The 20,693-nt window shown below is 38.8% G+C and carries 12 protein-coding genes and 1 pseudogene; 6 read left to right on the top strand and 7 right to left on the bottom strand.

Annotated features, from left to right (window positions below):
• The first annotated feature begins 61 nt into the window (after window positions 1–61).
• From ACFFIX_RS11275 to ACFFIX_RS11285, 3 genes are all read left to right on the top strand, one after another.
• Entirely contained in the window at window positions 62–1,912 is a 1,851-nt protein-coding gene (locus ACFFIX_RS11275) for a bifunctional homocysteine S-methyltransferase/methylenetetrahydrofolate reductase (protein ID WP_378933914.1), read from the top strand.
• Window positions 1,905–5,330, top strand: coding sequence for a methionine synthase (metH, locus tag ACFFIX_RS11280; protein WP_378933916.1), 3,426 nt, complete (start codon window positions 1,905–1,907; stop codon window positions 5,328–5,330). The genes ACFFIX_RS11275 and metH overlap by 8 nt, the downstream gene beginning before the upstream one ends.
• Window positions 5,331–5,553: 223 nt before the next feature.
• Window positions 5,554–6,420 (top strand): SDR family oxidoreductase, encoded by an 867-nt coding sequence (locus ACFFIX_RS11285; RefSeq protein WP_378933918.1) that lies wholly within the window; start codon window positions 5,554–5,556, stop codon window positions 6,418–6,420.
• 305 nt (window positions 6,421–6,725) lie between these two features.
• Here the strand turns inward: ACFFIX_RS11285 and ACFFIX_RS11290 are convergent, their stop codons facing one another.
• The 5 genes from ACFFIX_RS11290 to ACFFIX_RS11310 form a co-directional block, all read right to left on the bottom strand.
• Window positions 6,726–7,766, bottom strand: a complete 1,041-nt coding sequence (locus ACFFIX_RS11290; protein WP_378933920.1) for a LacI family DNA-binding transcriptional regulator — start codon at window positions 7,764–7,766, stop codon at window positions 6,726–6,728.
• 203 nt (window positions 7,767–7,969) lie between these two features.
• Window positions 7,970–9,511: an alpha-amylase family glycosyl hydrolase gene (locus ACFFIX_RS11295; protein WP_378933922.1), complete on the bottom strand. Its 1,542-nt coding sequence runs from the start codon at window positions 9,509–9,511 to the stop codon at window positions 7,970–7,972.
• Between the two features lie 43 nt (window positions 9,512–9,554).
• Complete coding sequence (locus ACFFIX_RS11300; RefSeq protein ID WP_378933924.1) at window positions 9,555–10,397, bottom strand: sugar ABC transporter permease; 843 nt, start codon at window positions 10,395–10,397, stop codon at window positions 9,555–9,557.
• 1 nt (window position 10,398) lies between these two features.
• A complete protein-coding gene (locus ACFFIX_RS11305) occupies window positions 10,399–11,682 on the bottom strand; it encodes a carbohydrate ABC transporter permease (RefSeq protein WP_378933926.1) in 1,284 nt (427 codons plus the stop codon).
• Between the two features lie 247 nt (window positions 11,683–11,929).
• Window positions 11,930–13,213 (bottom strand): extracellular solute-binding protein, encoded by a 1,284-nt coding sequence (locus tag ACFFIX_RS11310; RefSeq protein ID WP_378933928.1) that lies wholly within the window; start codon window positions 13,211–13,213, stop codon window positions 11,930–11,932.
• Window positions 13,214–13,512: 299 nt separating this feature from the next.
• Between ACFFIX_RS11310 and ACFFIX_RS11315 the strand changes: the two genes are divergently transcribed.
• Window positions 13,513–15,282: an alpha-glycosidase gene (locus tag ACFFIX_RS11315; protein ID WP_378933930.1), complete on the top strand. Its 1,770-nt coding sequence runs from the start codon at window positions 13,513–13,515 to the stop codon at window positions 15,280–15,282.
• A 20-nt stretch (window positions 15,283–15,302) separates the two neighbouring features.
• Here the strand turns inward: ACFFIX_RS11315 and ACFFIX_RS11320 are convergent, their stop codons facing one another.
• Window positions 15,303–16,172, bottom strand: coding sequence for an AraC family transcriptional regulator (locus ACFFIX_RS11320; protein ID WP_378933932.1), 870 nt, complete (start codon window positions 16,170–16,172; stop codon window positions 15,303–15,305).
• Between the two features lie 144 nt (window positions 16,173–16,316).
• On the opposite strand from ACFFIX_RS11320, the gene ACFFIX_RS11325 reads away from it, so the two are divergent.
• Window positions 16,317–17,675 (top strand): MATE family efflux transporter, encoded by a 1,359-nt coding sequence (locus ACFFIX_RS11325; RefSeq protein WP_378933934.1) that lies wholly within the window; start codon window positions 16,317–16,319, stop codon window positions 17,673–17,675.
• Between the two features lie 174 nt (window positions 17,676–17,849).
• On the opposite strand, the pseudogene asnB reads toward ACFFIX_RS11325, so the two are convergent.
• Window positions 17,850–19,699 (bottom strand): annotated as a pseudogene (asnB, locus tag ACFFIX_RS11330) (asparagine synthase (glutamine-hydrolyzing)).
• A gap of 307 nt (window positions 19,700–20,006) precedes the next feature.
• On the opposite strand from asnB, the gene ACFFIX_RS11335 reads away from it, so the two are divergent.
• Window positions 20,007–20,567: a DUF2777 family protein gene (locus tag ACFFIX_RS11335; RefSeq protein ID WP_378933936.1), complete on the top strand. Its 561-nt coding sequence runs from the start codon at window positions 20,007–20,009 to the stop codon at window positions 20,565–20,567.
• The last annotated feature ends 126 nt before the right edge of the window (window positions 20,568–20,693 follow it).

The following is a 20,693-nucleotide window of genomic DNA, read 5'->3' on the forward strand; positions in this document are numbered from 1 at the left end:
TTATTTATAATAAAGCCCCCCTTTTTTTAACCATACATCCTAAGAAACGGAGGCTTTAATCATGAGTTTTTTAAAAGAATTACAGAATTCAATTTTAATAGCAGATGGTGCGATGGGAACGCTTCTCTATTCCCATGGTGTTGATCGATGTTTTGAAGAATTAAATTTATCAAAACCTGAGGATGTACTTCACGTGCATCAGTCCTATATCCAAGCTGGAGCCGATATCATTCAGACAAACACGTACGGCGCCAACTTTATTAAACTTTCAAGATACGGACTTGAAGATGAGATTCGGCAAATCAATAAAAGAGCCGTGGAAATAGCAAAGCAGGCTGCGACACCCTCTACACATGTTGTTGGTACGATTGGTGGTGTTCGTGCATTTAAAAAGAGTGCCCATTCCTTAGATGAAGTGAAACGAAACTTCCGTGAACAGTTATTTCTTTTACTTAGTGAGGATGTCGACGGCCTCCTTTTAGAAACATACTATGATTTTGAAGAACTCAAGACGGTCCTTCAGATTGCTAGGAAAGAAACAAACAAGCCGATTATTACAAACGTCTCTCTCCATGATGCAGGTGTCCTCCAAGACGGAACCTCATTACAGGACGGCCTAAGCCAATTAGAGGAACTCGGAGCAAATGTTGTTGGTTTGAACTGTCGACTAGGACCTTATCACATGATTCAGTCTCTTGAAGAAGTTTCGATTCCAAAACACGCCTTTCTTTCTGTTTATCCAAATAGTAGTTTACCAACCTTTGAAGAGGGTCGACTTGTCTACGGATCTGATGAACGCTATTTTGAAGAAAGTGCCTTGAAGTTCAGAGAACAAGGTGTCCGTCTTATCGGTGGTTGCTGTGGAACGACGCCAGAGCATATTCGTGCAATGGCCAACGCTGTTTCACACTTGAAACCAGTTACAGAAAAAAAGGTGAAGCTTCCGAAAATGGAAGTAATTACGACCTCAAATAACCCAACACCTGAACCACCACTTCAGGACATTGTCAAAGAAAGACGTTCTGTGATAGTTGAACTCGATCCACCAAAAAAGCTCGGATTGAACACTTTTTTAGAAGGTGCACTCGCTTTGCAACAGGCTGGAATTGACGCGCTAACTCTTGCAGATAATTCCCTTGCAACACCGAGGGTAAGCAATGTTGCTGCTGGTTTACTCGCCAAGGAAAAAGCAAATTCCAGGACACTTATTCACCTTACATGCCGTGACAGAAACTTAATTGGCTTGCAATCACACTTAATGGGGCTCCATACTCTCGGTTTATCAGATGTTTTAGCTGTAACTGGTGATCCGTCAAAGATTGGTGACTTTCCAGGTGCTACCTCTGTATACGATTTATCATCGTTCGATTTAATTAGTTTAATCAAGCAGTTCAACGAAGGATTGTCTTATTCAGGGAAACCCCTAGGTGAAAAAACGAATTTCTCGGTTGCGGCAGCCTTTAACCCAAATGTCAGACATCTTGATAAAGCTGTTGTCCGTCTCGAGAAAAAAATTCATTGTGGTGCTGACTATTTCATCTCTCAGCCACTTTATTCTACTCAACAAATTGAAGACGTTTATCTAGCTACTAAACAATTAAAAGCGCCAATTTATATCAGGATTATGCCTTTGACGTCCACGCGTAATGCCGAGTTTATTCATAACGAAATTCCAGGAATTAAGCTATCAGATTCCATCCGTGAAAAAATGGCTTTGGCTGGGAATGACAAAGAAAAAGCACGTCAAGAAGGATTAGCCATTGCACGTTCATTGATTGATACTGCGTTTGAACTGTTTAATGGTATTTATCTGATCACTCCTTTCTTGCAGTACGACTTAACAGTAGAGCTCACTCACTATATTCATCAAAAAGAAAAACAACGTACTGAAAGGAAGATCTTCCATGTCTAACATACAAGAAGAACTAAAAAAACGAATCCTCGTTCTCGATGGAGCAATGGGAACAATGATTCAACAAGCCGATCCCACTGCCGCTGACTTCGGTGGTGAAGAGTATGATGGCTGTAATGAATACTTAACCAAAACAAGTCCCACACTCATTGAAAATATTCACAAAGCCTATTTAGAAGCAAATGCTGATATTATCGAGACAAATACGTTTGGCGCAACAAGTTTGGTTTTAGACGAATATGAACTAGGTCATTTAGCGCTCGAACTTAATATTGAATCAGCCAAAATTGCCAAGCGCGCTGCAGAGCAATTTTCTACCCCTTCTAAACCAAGGTTTGTAGCAGGTTCAATGGGACCAACCACGAAAACACTGTCCGTTACCGGTGGAACTTCCTTTGACACCCTTGTTGACACATACGAGGAGCAAGCGAGAGGCTTACTACTTGGTGGTGTTGACTTACTTTTACTTGAAACAAGTCAAGATTTGTTAAATGTGAAAGCTGGTTTTTTAGGGATAAAGAAAGCATTTGAAACAGTCGGTAAAGAAGTTCCACTAATGATTTCTGGAACCATTGAGCCGATGGGAACTACACTCGCTGGACAGGATATTGAAGCTTTTTACATTTCGTTGGAGCATATGAAGCCGATTTCTGTTGGTCTAAACTGTGCAACAGGTCCTGAATTTATGACGGATCACATTAGGACATTATCCGGCTTAGCTAATACGGCTGTAAGCTGTTATCCAAATGCAGGTCTGCCTGATGAAGAAGGTAATTATCACGAGTCTCCACAATCATTAGCAAAAAAAATCTCAGGCTTTGCAGAACAAGGATGGCTCAATATTGTCGGAGGCTGTTGCGGAACAACACCTGAACATATTCAGGCATTAGCTGAGGCTGTTTCAAGTCTTACACCTCGTCCTATTTCTGAGATCTCAAGTGGCCACACCGTTTCAGGGATTGAACCACTTATATACGAAGAAGGAATGCGACCTTTATTTGTAGGAGAACGAACAAATGTTATTGGCTCTAGAAAATTCAAACGATTGATCGCTGAGCAAAAATTTGAAGAAGCATCTGAAGTTGCACGAGCTCAAGTGAAAAATGGTGCCCATGTCATTGACATCTGTTTAGCCGATCCTGACCGCGAAGAGCTAGAAGACATGGAGCTTTTTATTAAAGAACTCGTAAAAAAAGTAAAAGCTCCACTTGTCATTGATTCAACTGATGAAAAAGTAATCGAACGTGCCTTAAAATATTCACAAGGTAAAGCAATTATCAACTCGATTAATCTTGAAGATGGTGAAGAGCGCTTTGACGCGATCGTACCACTTATTAAACAATACGGTGCAGCAGTTGTCGTTGGAACGATTGATGAAGTGGGCATGGCTTTAACCGCTGAAGATAAACTAAAAATTGCAAAACGCTCACATGACCTACTTGTTCATAAGCACGGTTTAAAAGCGAGTGACCTTATTTTTGATCCATTAGTTTTCCCTGTCGGCACAGGTGATGAACAATACATTGGTTCAGCAGAAGAGACTGTTAAAGGCATTCAACTCATCAAAAAGGAACTTCCAGAATGCTTAACTATTCTCGGTGTTAGTAATGTTTCCTTTGGTCTCCCTCCTGTTGGCAGAGAAGTTTTAAATGCTGTTTATCTATACCACTGTACACAAGCTGGTTTAGATTACGCCATCGTAAATACGGAAAAACTCGAACGCTTTGCATCGATTCCCAAAGAAGAAATCCAAATGGCTGAGGATCTCCTTTTTAGAACAGATAATACGACACTCGCAACGTTTACAAACGCTTATCGAGGTAAGAAAAAAGAAGTGAAAAAGCCAGGTCAGACACTACCACTTGAAGAACGTCTCGCTTTGTACATTGTCGAAGGTACAAAAGAAGGTCTGATTCCTGACTTAGAAAAGGCGATGGAGGCTTACCCTGATCCCCTTTCAATTATCAATGGTCCACTTATGAAAGGGATGGCAGAAGTCGGCGTGTTGTTCAACACCAATCAATTAATTGTTGCTGAAGTCTTGCAAAGTGCCGAAGTCATGAAAACCTCTGTCTCGTATTTAGAACAATTTATGGAAAAGAAAGATGACAGCGGCAAAGGTAAAATTCTTCTAGCAACCGTTAAGGGTGATGTACACGATATCGGTAAAAACTTAGTTGATATTATCCTAAGTAACAACGGCTATAAAGTTGTCGATCTTGGAATCAAAGTCACACCTCAAACTCTTATCGAAGCCGTACGTAAAGAAAAACCAGATATCATTGGCTTATCAGGCTTGCTTGTTAAATCTGCTCAACAAATGGTCATCACGGCAAAGGATTTACACGATGCAGGGGTTTCCGTGCCAATTTTAGTCGGCGGAGCAGCTCTCTCTCGAAAATTTACAAATAATAAAATTTCACCTAACTATGATGGACCTGTCGTGTACGCAAAAGATGCTATGGACGGTCTCGCTCTAGCAAACCAGTTGCGAACTTCACCAGAACAGTTTGTGAAAAGGGAACCTGTTCTGGTTGACGACCACCCATCATTCCGAAAACAAGATCAAGGAGTAGTTCAACTTTTAGAAAAGCGCGCCCAGTTAACTAAAGCACCTATTTTTCAACCAGTTGATACAATCCGTCACTTAATTAAAAATATTGACCTCCCTCAAATCATCCCATACATCAATATGCAAATGTTGATCGGGCATCATTTGGGCTTAAAGGGAAAAGTGAAGGAATTAATTAAAAATAAAGATCCAAAAGCCGTCGAGCTCATGGAACTAATCCAAGAACTACTTAAAGAAGGACAAAAAAACAACTGGTTCCAGCCTGCAGCAGCCTATCAATTTTTCCCTTCTTATAGTGAAAACGAAAAGCTGTATATATTGGACCCTAACGATACAAGCAAAATCATTGAAACATTTGAGTTTCCAAGACAATCGAAGCTGCCATTCCGTTGTATCTCTGATTATGTTCGACCTAAACAGCCCACTAAACATGATTATGTGGCAATGTTCACCGTTACAGCTGGTAGTCAAGTACGCGACCTAGCGATGCACTATAAAGAAAGAGGCGATTACTTAAAAAGTCACGCCGTTCAAGCACTTGCATTGGAACTTGCAGAAGGACTTGCCGAGCGAACACATCAATTAGTGCGTGATCGCTGGGGCTTTCCAGATGCTCCTGACTTTACAATGGATCATCGTTTCTCAGCTAAATATCAAGGTCAACGCTATTCATTCGGCTACCCTGCCTGTCCGAATCTTGATGATCAAGAAAAACTGTTCCGTTTGTTGAAACCTGAAGATATCGGAATTCAGCTAACAGAGGGCTTCATGATGGAACCTGAAGCATCAGTTTCTGCGATCGTCGTTTCTCATCCAGATGCAAAATATTTTAATGTAATCAGCTGAAACTTCATGTTTCAGCTTTTTTTCTTTGAGTTTTGACGAGGAGAGCACATTATCAACCAGACGCAGAAGAGATGTAATTTAGCCGATCTTTATTAATCAAATAGTCCTATTTACTGAATTCAGTGGTTTTGATTAGCTAAATCGGGGAACATTCAAACTAGACATACTTATCAACCTATTTTTGCATACTACTATGGTCAATAAAATGAGGAGGGTTTAAAAAATGAGTCAAGATCAACAGAAACAAACGATGCCAGCACAACATCAAAATGTACAGCCAGGTCATGAGGATGAAATGAACCCGAAGCCCGATTTTACAGACTCTACTTATAAAGGTAGTGGAAAATTACAGGATAAAGTCGCCATTATTACAGGCGGTGACAGTGGAATTGGACGAGCAGTCGCAGTGTTTTTTGCAAAAGAGGGCGCAGATGTTGTTATTTCCTACCTTGATGAACACGAAGACGCTAATAAAACGCAAAAATACATCGAAAAAGAAGGTCGACAATGCTTATTAATCCCAGGAGATATCGGTGACGAAGGGTTTTGTCAAAAGATTGTTTCTGACACCGTCAATCGATTCGGAAAATTAGATATCCTTGTCAACAATGCCGCAGAACAGCACCCTCAAAAAGGGATAGAGGATATTACAAGTGAGCAGCTGGAACGAACGTTTAGAACAAATATCTTCTCGTTCTTTTACTTAACAAAAGCTGCGTTGCCACATTTAAAACAAGGCAGCTCAATCATTAACACTTCCTCAATCACAGCCTATGCTGGGCATGATCAACTTCTTGACTATTCAGCAACAAAAGGCGCGATAACTACGTTCACAAGATCTTTATCACAATCACTCGTTGGAAAGGGTATCCGTGTAAACGGTGTTGCACCAGGTCCAATTTGGACACCACTTATTCCATCAACTTTCCCTAGTGATCAAGTCGCAAAATTTGGTGCAGATACACCAATGAAGCGACCTGGACAACCCGAAGAACTAGCACCAAGCTATGTTTTTTTAGCCAGTGATGATTCTTCCTATATAACCGGACAGATGATTCATGTGAATGGCGGGAAGATAGTAAACGGGTAAATTTAGTAACACTGATGAACAACTATTCCAGGAACAAAAGCGCAAGCGCCTTGAACAGCCCCGACAAGCATAAGGCGATTATAAATAGAAGGTGTTCTTTGCCTTCAATTTATAATTGACTTATGACCTCGAGGCAGTTACAATCGCGACGTCCTGTCGCTGTAACTGCATTAGCACGTCCTGTGCGTCAGGGCTAGGCGCTGGAGCTGGATGCAGAAACGTTATCCACAGTACAAGAATTTTATAATTTCATAAATAGAAAAAAAATGCCACAGCAATTTCAGCTGTGGCATTCATTTTGCATCTTACACACTCTGTAAATGTTCCTTCACATACTCAATACACGATTGTCTTTCAACAATTCGATAAGGAACAATAATTCTTTTCATTGGTTCTAATGGTTCCTCAATTATCTGAATCATGTTCTTAGCCGCTTCATAGCCGAGTTGAAAAATGTTTATGTCAACGGTTGTTAAAGGAGGTCTTGAGACTTCTGACAACATGACATTGTTAAAAGAAACAACAGATACATCGTTCGGTACATTAATACCCATTGTATCAAGCATATTTAGAACCCCTAATGCCATTAAATCATCCGCGACCACAAGTGCTGTTGGAGGTTCCTTTAATGAAAACAGTTCTTTAACTGCTTCCTGCCCACCCTCTTTAAGAAACTCTTCGTGAACAATATATTCATCTCGATAGACAAGATTTGCATTTCGAATTGCTTTTTCATATCCTAGTAGTCGATCAATTGTTACAACAAAATTGAGGTTACCTCCGACAAACGCAATCTGCTCATGCCCCAAGTAAATAAGATGCTCTGTTACTTCCTTTGCTGCCCGATAATTATCGTTATCCACATGGGTAATTTCTTCAATGTCTTTAAATGGCTTTCCAACAATAACAAATGGAAATTTCTTTCGTTTTAAATAGCCAGTTAACTTATCATCAACGCGGGAATAGAGAAGAATAATGCCATCCACTCGCTTCCCCTCGACCATTTGCATAACACCTTCAAAAATTTCATCCTCTGTTTCACCAGTCGACATTTGAAGAGAGTAATGTTTTTGGTGTACGCCTTTGCTAATTCCACGAATAATCTCAGGGAAAAAGGGATTTTGAAACGCCTTATCTGCAGAACTTGGAATTACAAGGCCTATTGCCTCTGTTGATTTATTTGCTAAGCTTCTCGCAATAAAATTCGGATGATAACCGAGCTCACCCATCGCTTCACGAACACGTACTTTCGTTTTATCACTAATTCGCGGATTGTTTGCAATTACACGTGACACTGTTGAAGGTGCTACGTTCGCTAACTTTGCCACATCTTTAATTGTTGCCATCGTGTTCACTCCTCTCTCCACTGACATTGCCGTTTCTAAAACTCACGTCTACAAAGGTTTACTTAGTATACACATTTTACTATGATTAGGACAAAAAACCTTAATCCACTTTTTAACTAATTTCCATAAATACTAATGTAAACGAATTCACCTTTGACAAAAAGTGAGTTCTGTCAAATACTTAACAGAACTAACTCCTATACTCATTCGTTTTTTAATCGTTTTCCCTTTTTATTAGCAAAATATATAAATAAGCCAAAAAATAAAGGCACCAAAACAAAAATACTAATAAAACCGTAGTTCAATCCGCTTTTCTCTTTAATTTCGTATACTTCAGTCATTTCTCGATCTAAAATGATCTCGTATTCTCCGCCCGACTCTTTTGAGACATCACCTATTAGAAGTCCACGGAGTTCTTTATTTTCTGCTAAATCTTCAGCTGGGATACTTACATTTTGAGATTCAGTTGTGTTATTCAAAGCAACGAGGACAGATTCATCCTTATAGGTTCGCTTGTAAACACTCATTCCCTTTTCGTCATACAAAAGCTCGTAATCTCCCCTTGTTAAAGCAGGAAGGGTTTTACGGATTTCAGCTAGTTTTCCAATATGCTTCACGAGCTCATCATCTGTCTGAAAATTCATAAGTCTGCGATTATCTGGATCTTCTCCACCATCAAGGGCAATTTCTGTCCCATAATAGACAATTGGAATTCCCGGGGCGGTATACATATACGACAAGGCCATCTTTGTTCTCGGTCCAGGATGCTGATCTTTCTGAACGGCTTTTCTTGTGAATCTGACATTATCATGATTATCAATAAACGTTCCAAGTAAGTATGGATTTTCATAGTAATCTAGATTACGCTTCCACACATCATGCAATGGGCCTAGCTCTCGATTTGGCTCAGAAAAAATTTCTGATGCTTCTTCGTAAAAAGGATAATCAACAAAAGAATCAATACCTGCTTCACCGTACGAAGCTACATACCCGGGATCATTGTTCCAAACTTCTCCAATTAAGAAAAAGTCTTCTTTTACCGACTTAACTTCCTTTGAAAATTCCTCCCAGAAGTCTTTTGGTACGTGACGTACTGTGTCCAGACGATAGCCATCAATATCGGTTTCTTCAATCCACCATTTTGCAACATCCAACAAGTATTCTCTAGTTTCTGGATTATCTTGATTTAGATCAGGGAGGCCAAATAACCAACCATTCTCAATTTCCTGTTGATTTTCCCAATTTGCGATATCTACTTGTTCATGAAACCAATCTTTTTTTTCAGGATCATTCAACCATGGATGCTGATAGCCAGTGTGGTTGACGACAAAATCTAAGATTACCTTGATATCTCGCTTGTGTGCTTCATCAACTAACTTTTGAAACTCTTCCATTGTTCCAAAGTGTTCATCGACCTTTTTAAAATCATTAATCCAATAGCCATGGTAACCGCCTTCTTCATTATCGAAAATCGGGGTTAGCCAAATAGCAGTAAAACCCATTTCATCAATGTAATCGAGCTTGTCCATGACACCTTTAAGGTCCCCACCATGGTAGGCCTTTGGATCCTTGGTATTGACATCTTCGAAATCATTGCTCGGATTTCCATTATGAAAACGGTCAACCATCAAAAAGTAAATCATTTCATCTTGCCACGTTCTTTCTTCTTTTTCAACAGCGCTTACAGGGAAGGCGTAAAAAAGAAGAAACGGGATTAGTAACAGTTTTACAACTCGTTTACACATCTCCGTCCCTCCTAATAGATTATTTTGTTCTCCGCCTTTTAGGTTATCCTTTTGTACCGCCTGCCGTCAAACCAGAAACAAAGTAACGTTGGAAAGATAAGAATAAAATCGCAATTGGAATGGCAATTAATACAGAACCGGCAGCGAACGTAGTAAATTCTGCTCCAAACTGTTTGGCAACCATATCATATAGTCCAACTGCAAGCGTGTAATTTTCCTCTGAACGTAATAGAATACTCGCGATAATAAAGTCTGCAAACGGTGCAATGAATGAAAACAATGCAACTACTGCGATGATTGGCTTTGCAAGTGGCATGACAATTTGAACGAAAATCCTTATATGACCAGCTCCGTCAATTTTAGCTGACTCATCTAGTTCTTTAGGGATTGTATCCAAGTACCCTTTCATTAGCCACGTGTTCATTGGAATTTGTCCACCAACATAGACAAGAATTAATCCTAAGTGTGAATCTAACAAGCCAGTTAGTAACGCTAAAACGAAGATTGCAATTAACGCTGCAAAGTTCGGAATCATTTGGAGAATTAAGAATGTCAATAACCCATTTTTCCTGCCTACAAAGCGGTAACGTGAAAACGAATAGGCAGTGAAACTCACAAGTATTACTGTGAGAAGCATCGTTGATAAACTAACCTTTAAAGAATTCCAATACCAGTGCAAATAATCACTTTGTTCAAGATCAAATAGATATTGATAATGCTTAAGTGTTGCATTTTGAGGAATGATACTTGAACCTGAAAGACTTTGCCCTGGATTAAAGGAAGATCCAACAATCCAGAGTACTGGGTAAAGAATAACTGCAAACATGATCAAAATAAAAAGATACGATAGTGTTAAACGGACGAATTTTTGTTGTTTTATATTCATATTACATCATATCCTCTTCTTGGAATGACTTCGTTCTCTTGAACTGCCAAAGTGCAACAGAAATTACGATAATTGAAAGCAACAACGTGATGGCGGCTGCTTTAGAATATTGTGCAGATGTCATAGTTAAGCTGTAGATCCACGAGATCAAGATATCTGTTCCACCTGCATTCTGTCCAGCAATCGCTGGTCCACCACCGTTAAATAAGTAGATCACGTTGAAGTTATTAAAGTTAAATGTATATTGTGTGATGATAATCGGTGCGGTTGCAAATAAAACTAAAGGCAATGTAATATTTTTGAATTTATCCCACATGGACGCACCATCAACGGTCGCCGCTTCATACAATTCATCAGGAATTGATTGAAGAACACCAGTCGTCATCGCAAAAATGAAGGGAAACCCTAACCATGCTTGAATCAGAATCAACGCAAGACGACTCCACATTGGCTCAGTCATCCAAGGTATGGGATCGATTCCAAAGGCTGCTAGTATATCGTTATTGATCGCTCCGAATGATTCATTAAACATCCCTGCGAAGACCAAGATCGACACAAAAGCAGGAATTGCCCAAGGTAAAATAAACACGGTACGAATAATTGCTTTACCTTTTAAGTCCTTTTGATTAACAAGAATTGCAAGGAAAATACCTAATGCTACTTGGAGAGTCGTTGAACCAAATGTCCAAACTAGTGTCCATGCTAGAACAGCAAAGAACGTTTCACGCCATATATCAATTTCAAAAATATCAAGGAAGTTTTGGAATCCAACCCAGTCAACTAATTTTGCTGGCGGAGAATGATATAAATCATAATTTGTAAATGCCAGTAACACTACGAATATAATTGGAAAAATCACAACGAAAACGAGTAATAGAAATCCTGGTGAGATCATTAAATAAGGGAAGCCATTATCAATTAAGTTTTTATACTGCTCACGAACAGAACTTAACGACAATCCTAAATCACGTTTTTGTCCGTTTTTATAGGCATCTCGTATATTAAATAGATAAAATGCAATTCCGAAAATTAATATTATAACGGCTAAAATTCCGTAAACTAAGAGAAAAATAGAGTGATCACGTGGTGTCTTAGTTCCTAATGTAGCAATTCCCCACAATCCTATATCAATCAAGTCCCAAAAAACATACAAAAAGGATGCAGCTAATACTAATAAAATACCTCCCTTCAAAAATTGACGATTATAGAGCTGTCCTAAACCTGGAATAATAGAAAGTGCTGAAGCCACTTTTCGGTGATTAGAACGATTTATTGGTTCTTCCATGTTGTATCGTGTTCCCCTTTCTATAGGCTCATCTGTGAGGTTACTTCCTGAGCAAAGTTTTTATGAAGTAGTAAAGTATTGGCGGTTCACTGCATTTACTTCTTCATAAAATCTCTGATGATGGGTAGATCTCACCAACAGATTAGCAGTGTACCAACCTTTTTAAGGTATGTTAGATAATTTCATTTCAAATAAAGAGATAGCAGTACCTCAGTTAATGAGGTACCGCCCGCCAAATTGTTACTGATTATTTCTTATGGTTTGTTTCAATGTTTTGGTTAATGGACTTAACAGCACTTTCTAAAGCTGCTTTTGGTTCAGCTTTATTTGTAACAAGTGTTTGTAGGTTATCAGCCATTGGTTGCCATACTTCTCCCATTTCAGGAATGTTTGGCATTGGTACTGCATTTTTAGACTGCTCAGCAACAGCAGATGCTACTTCGTTTTCTTTAATAACTGGATCTTCAATTAAAGAATTTACTGGTGGAATTTCATTTGTTAACTCAAAACGAATTTTTGCATTTTCTGCATTTGTAATGTGCTCAACAAACTTCTGTGCCCATTCTTGGTTTTTAGAGAATGCAGACACGTGCCATCCTTTAACACCCATGAATGTTTTTACAGGCTCACCGTTTGGTAAAGTAGGCATTGGTGCAGCACCAAGGTTGATGCCCGCATCTTTTATTGCTTGAACTGCCCAAGGTCCGTTCATTGTAGAAGCAACTTTACCTTCGTTGAATAAACCGTCCATAGCAGATCCACCGTTTTCACCGATGATTCCTTTAGGGAATAATCCCTCTTTGTACCATGATTGAATATACTCAGCGCCTTTAATAGCACCTTCGTTCGCTAATCCAACGTCTTTAGGATCTAATGCACCATTGTTTTCTTTAAATACATAACCACCCATACCACCAATTACGCCATGTGCGAAATAGTAGTTATCCCATAATGCTAAAAATCCAAAGTTACCGTCTTTCGTAAAATCTTTAGCAAATGTATGAACTTCATCCATTGTAGCTGGAGCATTTTTCATTAAATCTTTGTTGTAAAGGAAAATTGGTGTTTCAGTTGCTTTTGGTAGACCATATAATTTACCGTCGTACATTTGAGCTAGTACAGACGTTTCAGTGAATGTGTCAAGAACTGATTGGTCTACTTTAAGTTCTGCGATTAACCCTTCAGTTACAATTTGACCGATTTGGTCATGTGGTAATGTTAAAACATCAGGACCAGTTCCTGCAGGACCATCTAGACGAAGTTGATCACGCATTTTTGTAGCCATTTCAACTTCTTTAAATTCGATTTCAATTCCATGTTCTTTCTCGAATGATTCAATTGCTGGTTCTAATGCAATCCCTTTTTTATCATCTTCCCAGACAACTAATTTTTCTGGTTTTTCAGATTCCTCAGTAGTTGCTGTTCCTTCGTCTCCAGTACCCTCTGTTTCTTCTTCTTCAGCAGGACCGCAAGCAGCCAACACACCTACAAGTAGTAGCATAATCATAAAAATTGAAAAGAATTTCTTCACAATGACCCCTCCTAATTTCTTAATCTACTATTTTTAAATTGTTTTGCACAAACGTTTGCACAAACATCCAAAAAAAATTGAACGCTTACATTTTGATACTGTACATTTTTGTGAAAACGATTGCACAACCTATTCTCATTATATCGCCTATTCTTATTTTGACAAGCATTATTTCTTATCTTTTTTTTAAAACTTTAACCTACTATAATTGACAATAACAACGCCTTCACATACGCTTTAACTACTAAATAATTCTTAGCGCAATCGATTGCGTACTATTAATAAAAGGAGTGCTCCCTGTGTTAAAAGAAGCCGTATACCATCGTCCTAAAAATCAATACGCCTATGCTTATGATGAAAAAACATTACATATTCAATTAAGAACAAAAAAATCTGATGTTGATTTTGTACAGCTAATTCATGGAGATCCCTATGAATGGGAAAATTCACAATGGCAAGCTGTTAAACTACCGATGGAGAAAAGTGGAAGTGATGACCTTTTTGATTACTGGTTTGTTGCCATCCAACCACCTTATAGAAGATTACGCTATGGATTTCAGCTAGAGAGTGCTAGTGAAACTTTGGTTTACACTGAAAAAGGTTTTTACAATGAAGCGCCATTTGATGATGTTGCATACTACTTCTGCTTTCCCTTTTTAAATGCGATCGATGTCTTTAAAGCACCTGCGTGGGTAAAGGACACAGTTTGGTATCAAATTTTCCCTGAACGTTTTGGAAATGGAGACTCTTCCATTGATCCTAAAGGAGCATTAAAATGGGGAAGTGCTGAGCCTTCCATTACTAACTTTTTCGGTGGTGATTTCCAGGGAATCATCCAAAACATCGATTACTTAGTTAATCTCGGTATCTCAGGAATCTATCTTACACCGATTTTCAAAGCACACTCGAACCATAAATACGACACAATCGATTACATGGAAATTGACCCTCAATTCGGAGATAAAGAAACATTCAAAAAATTAGTTGATACGTGTCATGAACATGGAATCAAAATCATGCTCGACGCAGTCTTTAATCATAGCGGCTATTTCTTCGAGCCATTCCAGGATGTCCTTAAAAATGGAGAAAATTCAATTTATAAAAATTGGTTTTATATTAACGAATTCCCACTAAAAACAGAACCAAGACCAAATTATGATGCATTTGCTTTCGTAGCAAGCATGCCTAAGCTTAATACAGAAAATCCTGATGTTAAAGACTATCTTCTTAAGGTCGGAAAGTATTGGGTAGAGGAATTTAATATTGATGGCTGGCGTTTAGACGTTGCCAATGAAATTGATCACCAATTTTGGCGCGACTTTAGACACGCAATTAAAACCATCAACCCTGATGTATATATCTTAGGGGAGATTTGGCATGACAGCATGCCTTGGTTACAAGGCGATCAATTCGATGCTGTCATGAACTATCCTTTTACAAATGGTGCACTCAACTACTTTGCACAAAATACAGTACCAGCTGAGCAATTCAGGGGTATTATTGAGAATGTCCTTCATATGTATCCGAGAAATGTCAATGAAGTGGCCTTTAATTTGCTAGGCAGTCATGATACAAAGCGAATCTTAAATACTGCCGGATTTAATAAGAAGAAAATCAAACTGCTTACTGCCTTTCAATTGAGCTTTCTCGGTTCACCTTGTATTTATTATGGCGATGAAATTAGTATGACTGGTGAACAAGATCCAGGCTGTCGTAAGTGTATGGTTTGGGAAAAAGAAGAACAAGATCTCGACATGCTAGAACATACGAAAAAGCTGATTTCTTTAAGAAAAAGTGTTCCTGTTTTCGGAAGTCTTGGTAAGTTTTCATTTATAGAAGCAAACAATGAAACAAATCATATTATCTATACAAAAGAAAACAGCGCAGGGCTGCTGATTGCTGTCATGAACAATTCAGATCAAAAACAAGACCTCTCTCTACCTTTTGAGTTAAAAGATCAAAAGGTTGTAGATTTATGGACGGAGAAAGAATTTGCAGCACATTCGAACAATCTATCGGTATCACTAGAAGCCTATGGATTTGCTTTTTTACTAGTTAATAAAGCATAGTGTGAAAGTGGCTTCAGGCTTCACTCACCCTTTCTACGATTGACAATATTACGATATTCTAGAGGGCTTAGGCCCTCTATTTTTTTAAAAAGCTTTGAGAAGTATGTGGAGTCTAGGATTCCAACTTCTTTTGAAATTGCAGCCATTTTGTTTTCAGTTGAAGAAAGTAGTCTTTTTGCTTGTGATATACGGTAATAATTCAAATATTGATTAGGTGTCATCCCCAGTGTTTTTTGCATACAGCGCGTGATGTAATCTGGATGAAAGTGCAAAACCTTAGCAAGATTCTCCATTTTTATGTCTTCTTTATAATTCTCTTGTATATATTTCAACGTTTCCTCGACAACCTTTTCAGCTGCTGTTGGGATATTCAATGCTTCCTTTTGTAATTGAAGGAGAAATTCCTCAAAATAAATTTGCTGTCTTAACGGAAAATCCGGTGTTTGGTGATTCAGGCTCACGACATTTTCGAGCAACTTTTCAACAAAGTTAACATTTTGGATACTTCCGTAATTGGGGATACGAAAAAGAAACTTTGCAGGACGAACGAAGTCCCCCTCTGAACGCTGAATCTCTGACCAATTTCCCATCCCGTTTTCAACAATGCTATACTCCTGTTCCAAGAGAAAGTGAAGCCAATACACCTCTGTGTTCTCAAAACATCCCTTGTGACCGAAATGTTCTACCCCAGGTACCAAGATAAAATATTGACCGGATTTTATTGTGAACGGTTCGTTATTTTCTGTGATAAAAAGCTCTCCAGATTTTACATATAGCAAATCAAACACTGTAAACACACGTTTTAAATGTTTTGTTCCCTTCACAAAAACCCCCTGTCCTGCTTTGATAAAGGTTGGAAATGGCGCAATTTCAAATTCAATGTAGGACATCTTCCCCCTCCTTTCAGGTCGTATTTTTCCAAAAAGTATCGGTATCATCTCTTTTTATTATAAGCGAATGTCGTTACAATTAGTTAGGTTAAAACCTCCCGTATATCATTTAACGAGTATCATCATTGTAAAGGAGCTGGAAAAATGTCGCTTGATAAAAGAGATCGAAAATTGACATTATTTGCTCTCACATGGCCTATTTTTATTGAACTCTTTCTCCATATGTTAATGGGTAATGCAGATACATTAATGCTTAGTCAGTATTCGGATAATTCTGTTGCTGCTGTTGGAGTTTCCAATCAAATACTCAATATTTTAATCGTCATGTTTGGATTTGTCGCAACAGGTACAACGATTTTAATCGCCCAACAGCTTGGAGCAAATCAACATAAAAGTGCATCCGAAGTTGCGGCTGTTTCACTTGTTGCTAATTTGATTTTTAGTATTTTAATTAGTGTAGTTGTGGTGATTTTTTCAGATCAGCTTTTAAGAATAATGGATCTGCCACAAGAGCTTATACCTGACGCAGCTGTTTACTTACAGTTTGTTGGTGGATTTGCTTTTATTCAAGCAATCATCATGACGATTGGAGCAGTTCTTAGAAGCTATGGATACACAAAAGATACAATGTACGTCACAATTGCTATGAATATCTTGAATATCGTTGGAAACTATTTATTTATTTTTGGACCGTTTGGTATTCCGATTCTTGGTGTTGAAGGGGTTGCAATCTCAACTATTGTCTCAAGATTTATCGGACTGCTTGTGATCACATATTTACTAATGAAGCGAGTTTCGTTTAGTGTCAATTTTAAAACTGTCTTCGAGTTGCCCGTACATCATATTAAAAATTTACTTAAAATTGGTGTACCATCAGCTGGAGAGCATCTTGCTTACAATACCTCACAAATGGTCATTACTTATTTCATAACAATTCTCGGAGCTGAGGCGTTAACAACCAAAGTTTATGCACAAAACTTGATGATGCTTATTTTCTTATTTGCGATAGCTCTTAGCCAGGGGACGCAAATAATAGTTGGTCGAATGATTGGTGCGAGGGATTATGAAGGAGCTTACAGGCGTTGTCTCAAAAGCTTCTACCTTGCAATGACTATCTCAACCTCTATGGCCATTCTATTTAGTACTTTTTCTGACTCACTGTTTGGCGTTTTCACCAATAATCAAGAGATTATTAAAGTCGGCGGCACTCTCCTCTTGCTTACAATTATCTTGGAGCCAGGTCGTGCGTTTAATCTTGTTATTATCAGTGCGTTGCGTGCAGCTGGTGATGTGAAGTTTCCTACTTATATGGGGATCCTCTCAATGGCTGCAATAAGTATTCCGGTTGCTTATGTGTTAGGTGTTCACTTCGAATTTGGTTTAGCAGGAATTTGGATTGCGTTTATTGTCGATGAATGGGTTAGAGGCATCTTGATGCTGATGCGCTGGAAGTCGAGAGTTTGGATGACGAAAGGGTTTATTGGCGAAAAGGCCGCTTCTTGAGACGATGAAAACTTCACTTTGTGTGGAGTTTTTTTGTTTGTGGGAGCAGGGCGCGATGGTGGGGTGGCGTACTTTTCGAGCGAACCGCCCAACTCCGGTTCGTGCGCCCAACTATTTTAGTATGCTAGTAACGGAATTAAATAGAAAAAAACAGTTGGTCGAATTGACCAACTGTTAATGCTCTTCAATATTAATTGAATAGTTCTCAAACCAGATATGAATTTGTGCAAGGTGAGCTAGAAGCTGTGGACCTGTCATCAGCTGGCCAAACCATGGAACTTGAAAAGCATCTCCTCCTGAATCAATAATCGCTTTTAGAGATTCTTTATTTAAGAAAACGTGTAGAATTGAATCCTTTTGATCTACCAGTGATTGAAGCCAGTTTTTTACGAGTCTTGTATACTCTGGATTATGGGTTTTAGGATATGGACTTTTCTTACGGTACAAAACTTCTTCAGGTAAAACTCCTTCCAACGCCTTGCGAAGAATCCCTTTTTCTCTATTTCCGTGTATTTTCATCTCCCAAGGAATATTCCATACATACTCAACTAAACGGTGATCTGCAAATGGAACCCTAACTTCTAAGCTTGCACCCATACTCATACGGTCTTTCCGATCAAGCAAGGTTGACATAAACCAAACTTGATTTAAATAAAATAACTGACGTCTTTTCTTTTCTGTTTCAGTTTCTCCTTCAAGCAATGGAGTTTCTCTTAATGTTTCTTGATAACGTTCTTTTACATACTCTTGCAGATTTAATTTCCCCTGCCACTCAGGCTTCAATAAATTCATTCGTTCGCTAGTAGAACGCATCCACGGGAAAGCATCACTTGCAAGATCATCTGGACGATGAAACCATGGATACCCACCGAAGATTTCATCGGCACATTCACCGGAAAGACCCACAACAAAATCTTGCTTGACTTCCCTACAAAACCACAGCAACGAAGAATCCACGTCAGCCATTCCAGGCAAATCTCGTACAGTGACAGCTTCTATTAAATGATCGACTAAATCTTGTTGAGAAATCACACAGCGATGATGAATCGTTTCAAAGGTATCGCTCATTTTTTTATCCAAGGGCCATCTGAGTTCGGTTGAAATTCATTCGCTTTGAAAAACTTTTCATTGTCCTCATAATCTACTGAGAACGTATGAAGTGGACCTTTTCCTATAGAGTTGAAATGTTCGGAGGCAATCGCTGTAATTGCACTCGAATCAACTCCACCAGATAAAAATGTGCAAACAGGAACATCTGATACGAGTTGTCGAATAACAGAATCCTTGAACAGGTCGCGCACATTTGCAACTGTATCTTCAAATGAATCTTCATGTTGCTTGCTTTCAACATTCCAATAACGCCATTTTTTTAAACCATCTTTTGAAAAAAGTAATGCGTGTGCAGGTCGCAGCTCTTCTACTCCTTTAAAGACGCCTACTCCTGGTGTTCTTGACGGTCCTAACCCAAAAACCTCTGCTAAACCAGTTGAATCTAAAACGGCTGAAACAGATGGGTGTGCTAAAATTGCTTTAATCTCTGATCCAAACAAGAGTGAGCCATTTTGTTCTTTAAAAAACAGTGGTTTTACCCCTAATCGGTCTCTCGCCATAAACAACTTAGTCTTCGCAGAATCCCAAATGGCAAATGCAAAAATACCATTCAGATACTCTAAGCATTCTTCTCCCCACTCCATGTAGGAGCTGAGTAGTACTTCTGTGTCTGAATGCCCTTGAAACGAATAACCACTTTTAAGTAATTCCTTTCGCAAATCTTCCGTGTTATAAAGCTCCCCATTGTAGCAAATCGTGTAAGTAGACTCTCCTTTTACCCTTGTCATCGGTTGTATCCCACATAGTGGATCAACAACAATCAGTCGTTTGTGTCCAAATAAAACATGATCTTCGCCCCAAATGTTTGTATCATCCGGTCCTCTTTTGGCTAGCGTTTCGACCATCTTTGTCATCGTATCCTGATCATTTTGCAGGTTTTTTTTAAAATCAACCCACCCTGTAATTCCACACATTGTTAACACCTCTCCCTATTTCTTTAAAAGAAGTCTTTGTACAAATATAAGAAAGTAAAAATTTTGATACTAAGTCTGCGTTTCGCAAGTCCAGCTCCGACGCACAGGACGTGCTAGTGCAGTCATGGCGATTGACGTTGCTTTTTTTACTATCGACCATTTCTCCCTCTGAGATTACCTATCCTATGCTATACATATGAATTGTTGATTTGTCCGAGTCACGTTGTTTTTGCATAAACTTCTCTTCTTTTGGCTAAAACGTACATTAACAGCACAGAAATCGTTTCATTAACGGAGGTTGAAGATCTTGAGTCCACATCAAAAAATAGATGTTCTAAAAAAGCAGGAGCGTTCGTATTTAAGCGGAAGTGTCGCCTTGGATGATGATCAATATGTACTATATGATGATTTAAATGACGAGGTTCACTTATTAGATGAAATGCAAGAACGGTATATAGAAGTGTATATTCAGAAGCACTGGAAACGAGGTAAATGGCAGGGATTCGGGATACTAGAAACAGAAAATGGATTGCTTGAACTCCATGCAGGTGACATGGTAAGAGTCAAAAGAAGACTACCATTTGCTTTAGATGAGATGCTAAAAGAGCTCCAGGACGAAACCTTTATCCGCTTTATTACCCAGTTAAACGCACTATCCTTTTCACCATTTGACTGTATCTATTCCTATAATGCATTGATCTTCCTTGATAACAGTGTTAATAAAAAGGGGGTTTCCTTTTATCAATTCGACAACGAAGATTCCCTCTGTGCCGTCCAACACCACTTTGGGCGCGGCATCCATAGTAGCGACAGACTAGAAATCACTACAAGTTTAGGAAAGAGAATGTTGATTTGTGGAATGTATTAATAATCGAGTAGGAGGCGCGTTACCGCGCTGACCTCTCACACCACCGTACGTACCGTTCGGTATACGGCGGTTCGAAAGTTTATGAAATTACTTTTAGTAGAGATTTTAATCCTAGTCTCTTCCAGT

Source organism: Metabacillus herbersteinensis, from assembly GCF_042433335.1.
In the GTDB taxonomy this organism is placed as follows: Bacteria; Bacillota; Bacilli; order Bacillales; family Bacillaceae; genus Metabacillus; species Metabacillus herbersteinensis.

What these genes read in the sequence shown, in the direction of transcription:
- ACFFIX_RS11295 (WP_378933922.1), bottom strand. Translation starts at nt 9,511, where the DNA reads ATGTGTAAACGAGTTGTAAAACTGTTACTAATCCCGTTTCTTCTTTTT.
- ACFFIX_RS11320 (WP_378933932.1), bottom strand. Translation starts at nt 16,172, where the DNA reads ATGTCCTACATTGAATTTGAAATTGCGCCATTTCCAACCTTTATCAAA.
- ACFFIX_RS11325 (WP_378933934.1), top strand. Translation starts at nt 16,317, where the DNA reads ATGTCGCTTGATAAAAGAGATCGAAAATTGACATTATTTGCTCTCACA.
- ACFFIX_RS11300 (WP_378933924.1), bottom strand. Translation starts at nt 10,397, where the DNA reads ATGAATATAAAACAACAAAAATTCGTCCGTTTAACACTATCGTATCTT.
- ACFFIX_RS11290 (WP_378933920.1), bottom strand. Translation starts at nt 7,766, where the DNA reads ATGGCAACAATTAAAGATGTGGCAAAGTTAGCGAACGTAGCACCTTCA.
- ACFFIX_RS11275 (WP_378933914.1), top strand. Translation starts at nt 62, where the DNA reads ATGAGTTTTTTAAAAGAATTACAGAATTCAATTTTAATAGCAGATGGT.
- ACFFIX_RS11305 (WP_378933926.1), bottom strand. Translation starts at nt 11,682, where the DNA reads ATGGAAGAACCAATAAATCGTTCTAATCACCGAAAAGTGGCTTCAGCA.
- metH (WP_378933916.1), top strand. Translation starts at nt 1,905, where the DNA reads ATGTCTAACATACAAGAAGAACTAAAAAAACGAATCCTCGTTCTCGAT.
- ACFFIX_RS11285 (WP_378933918.1), top strand. Translation starts at nt 5,554, where the DNA reads ATGAGTCAAGATCAACAGAAACAAACGATGCCAGCACAACATCAAAAT.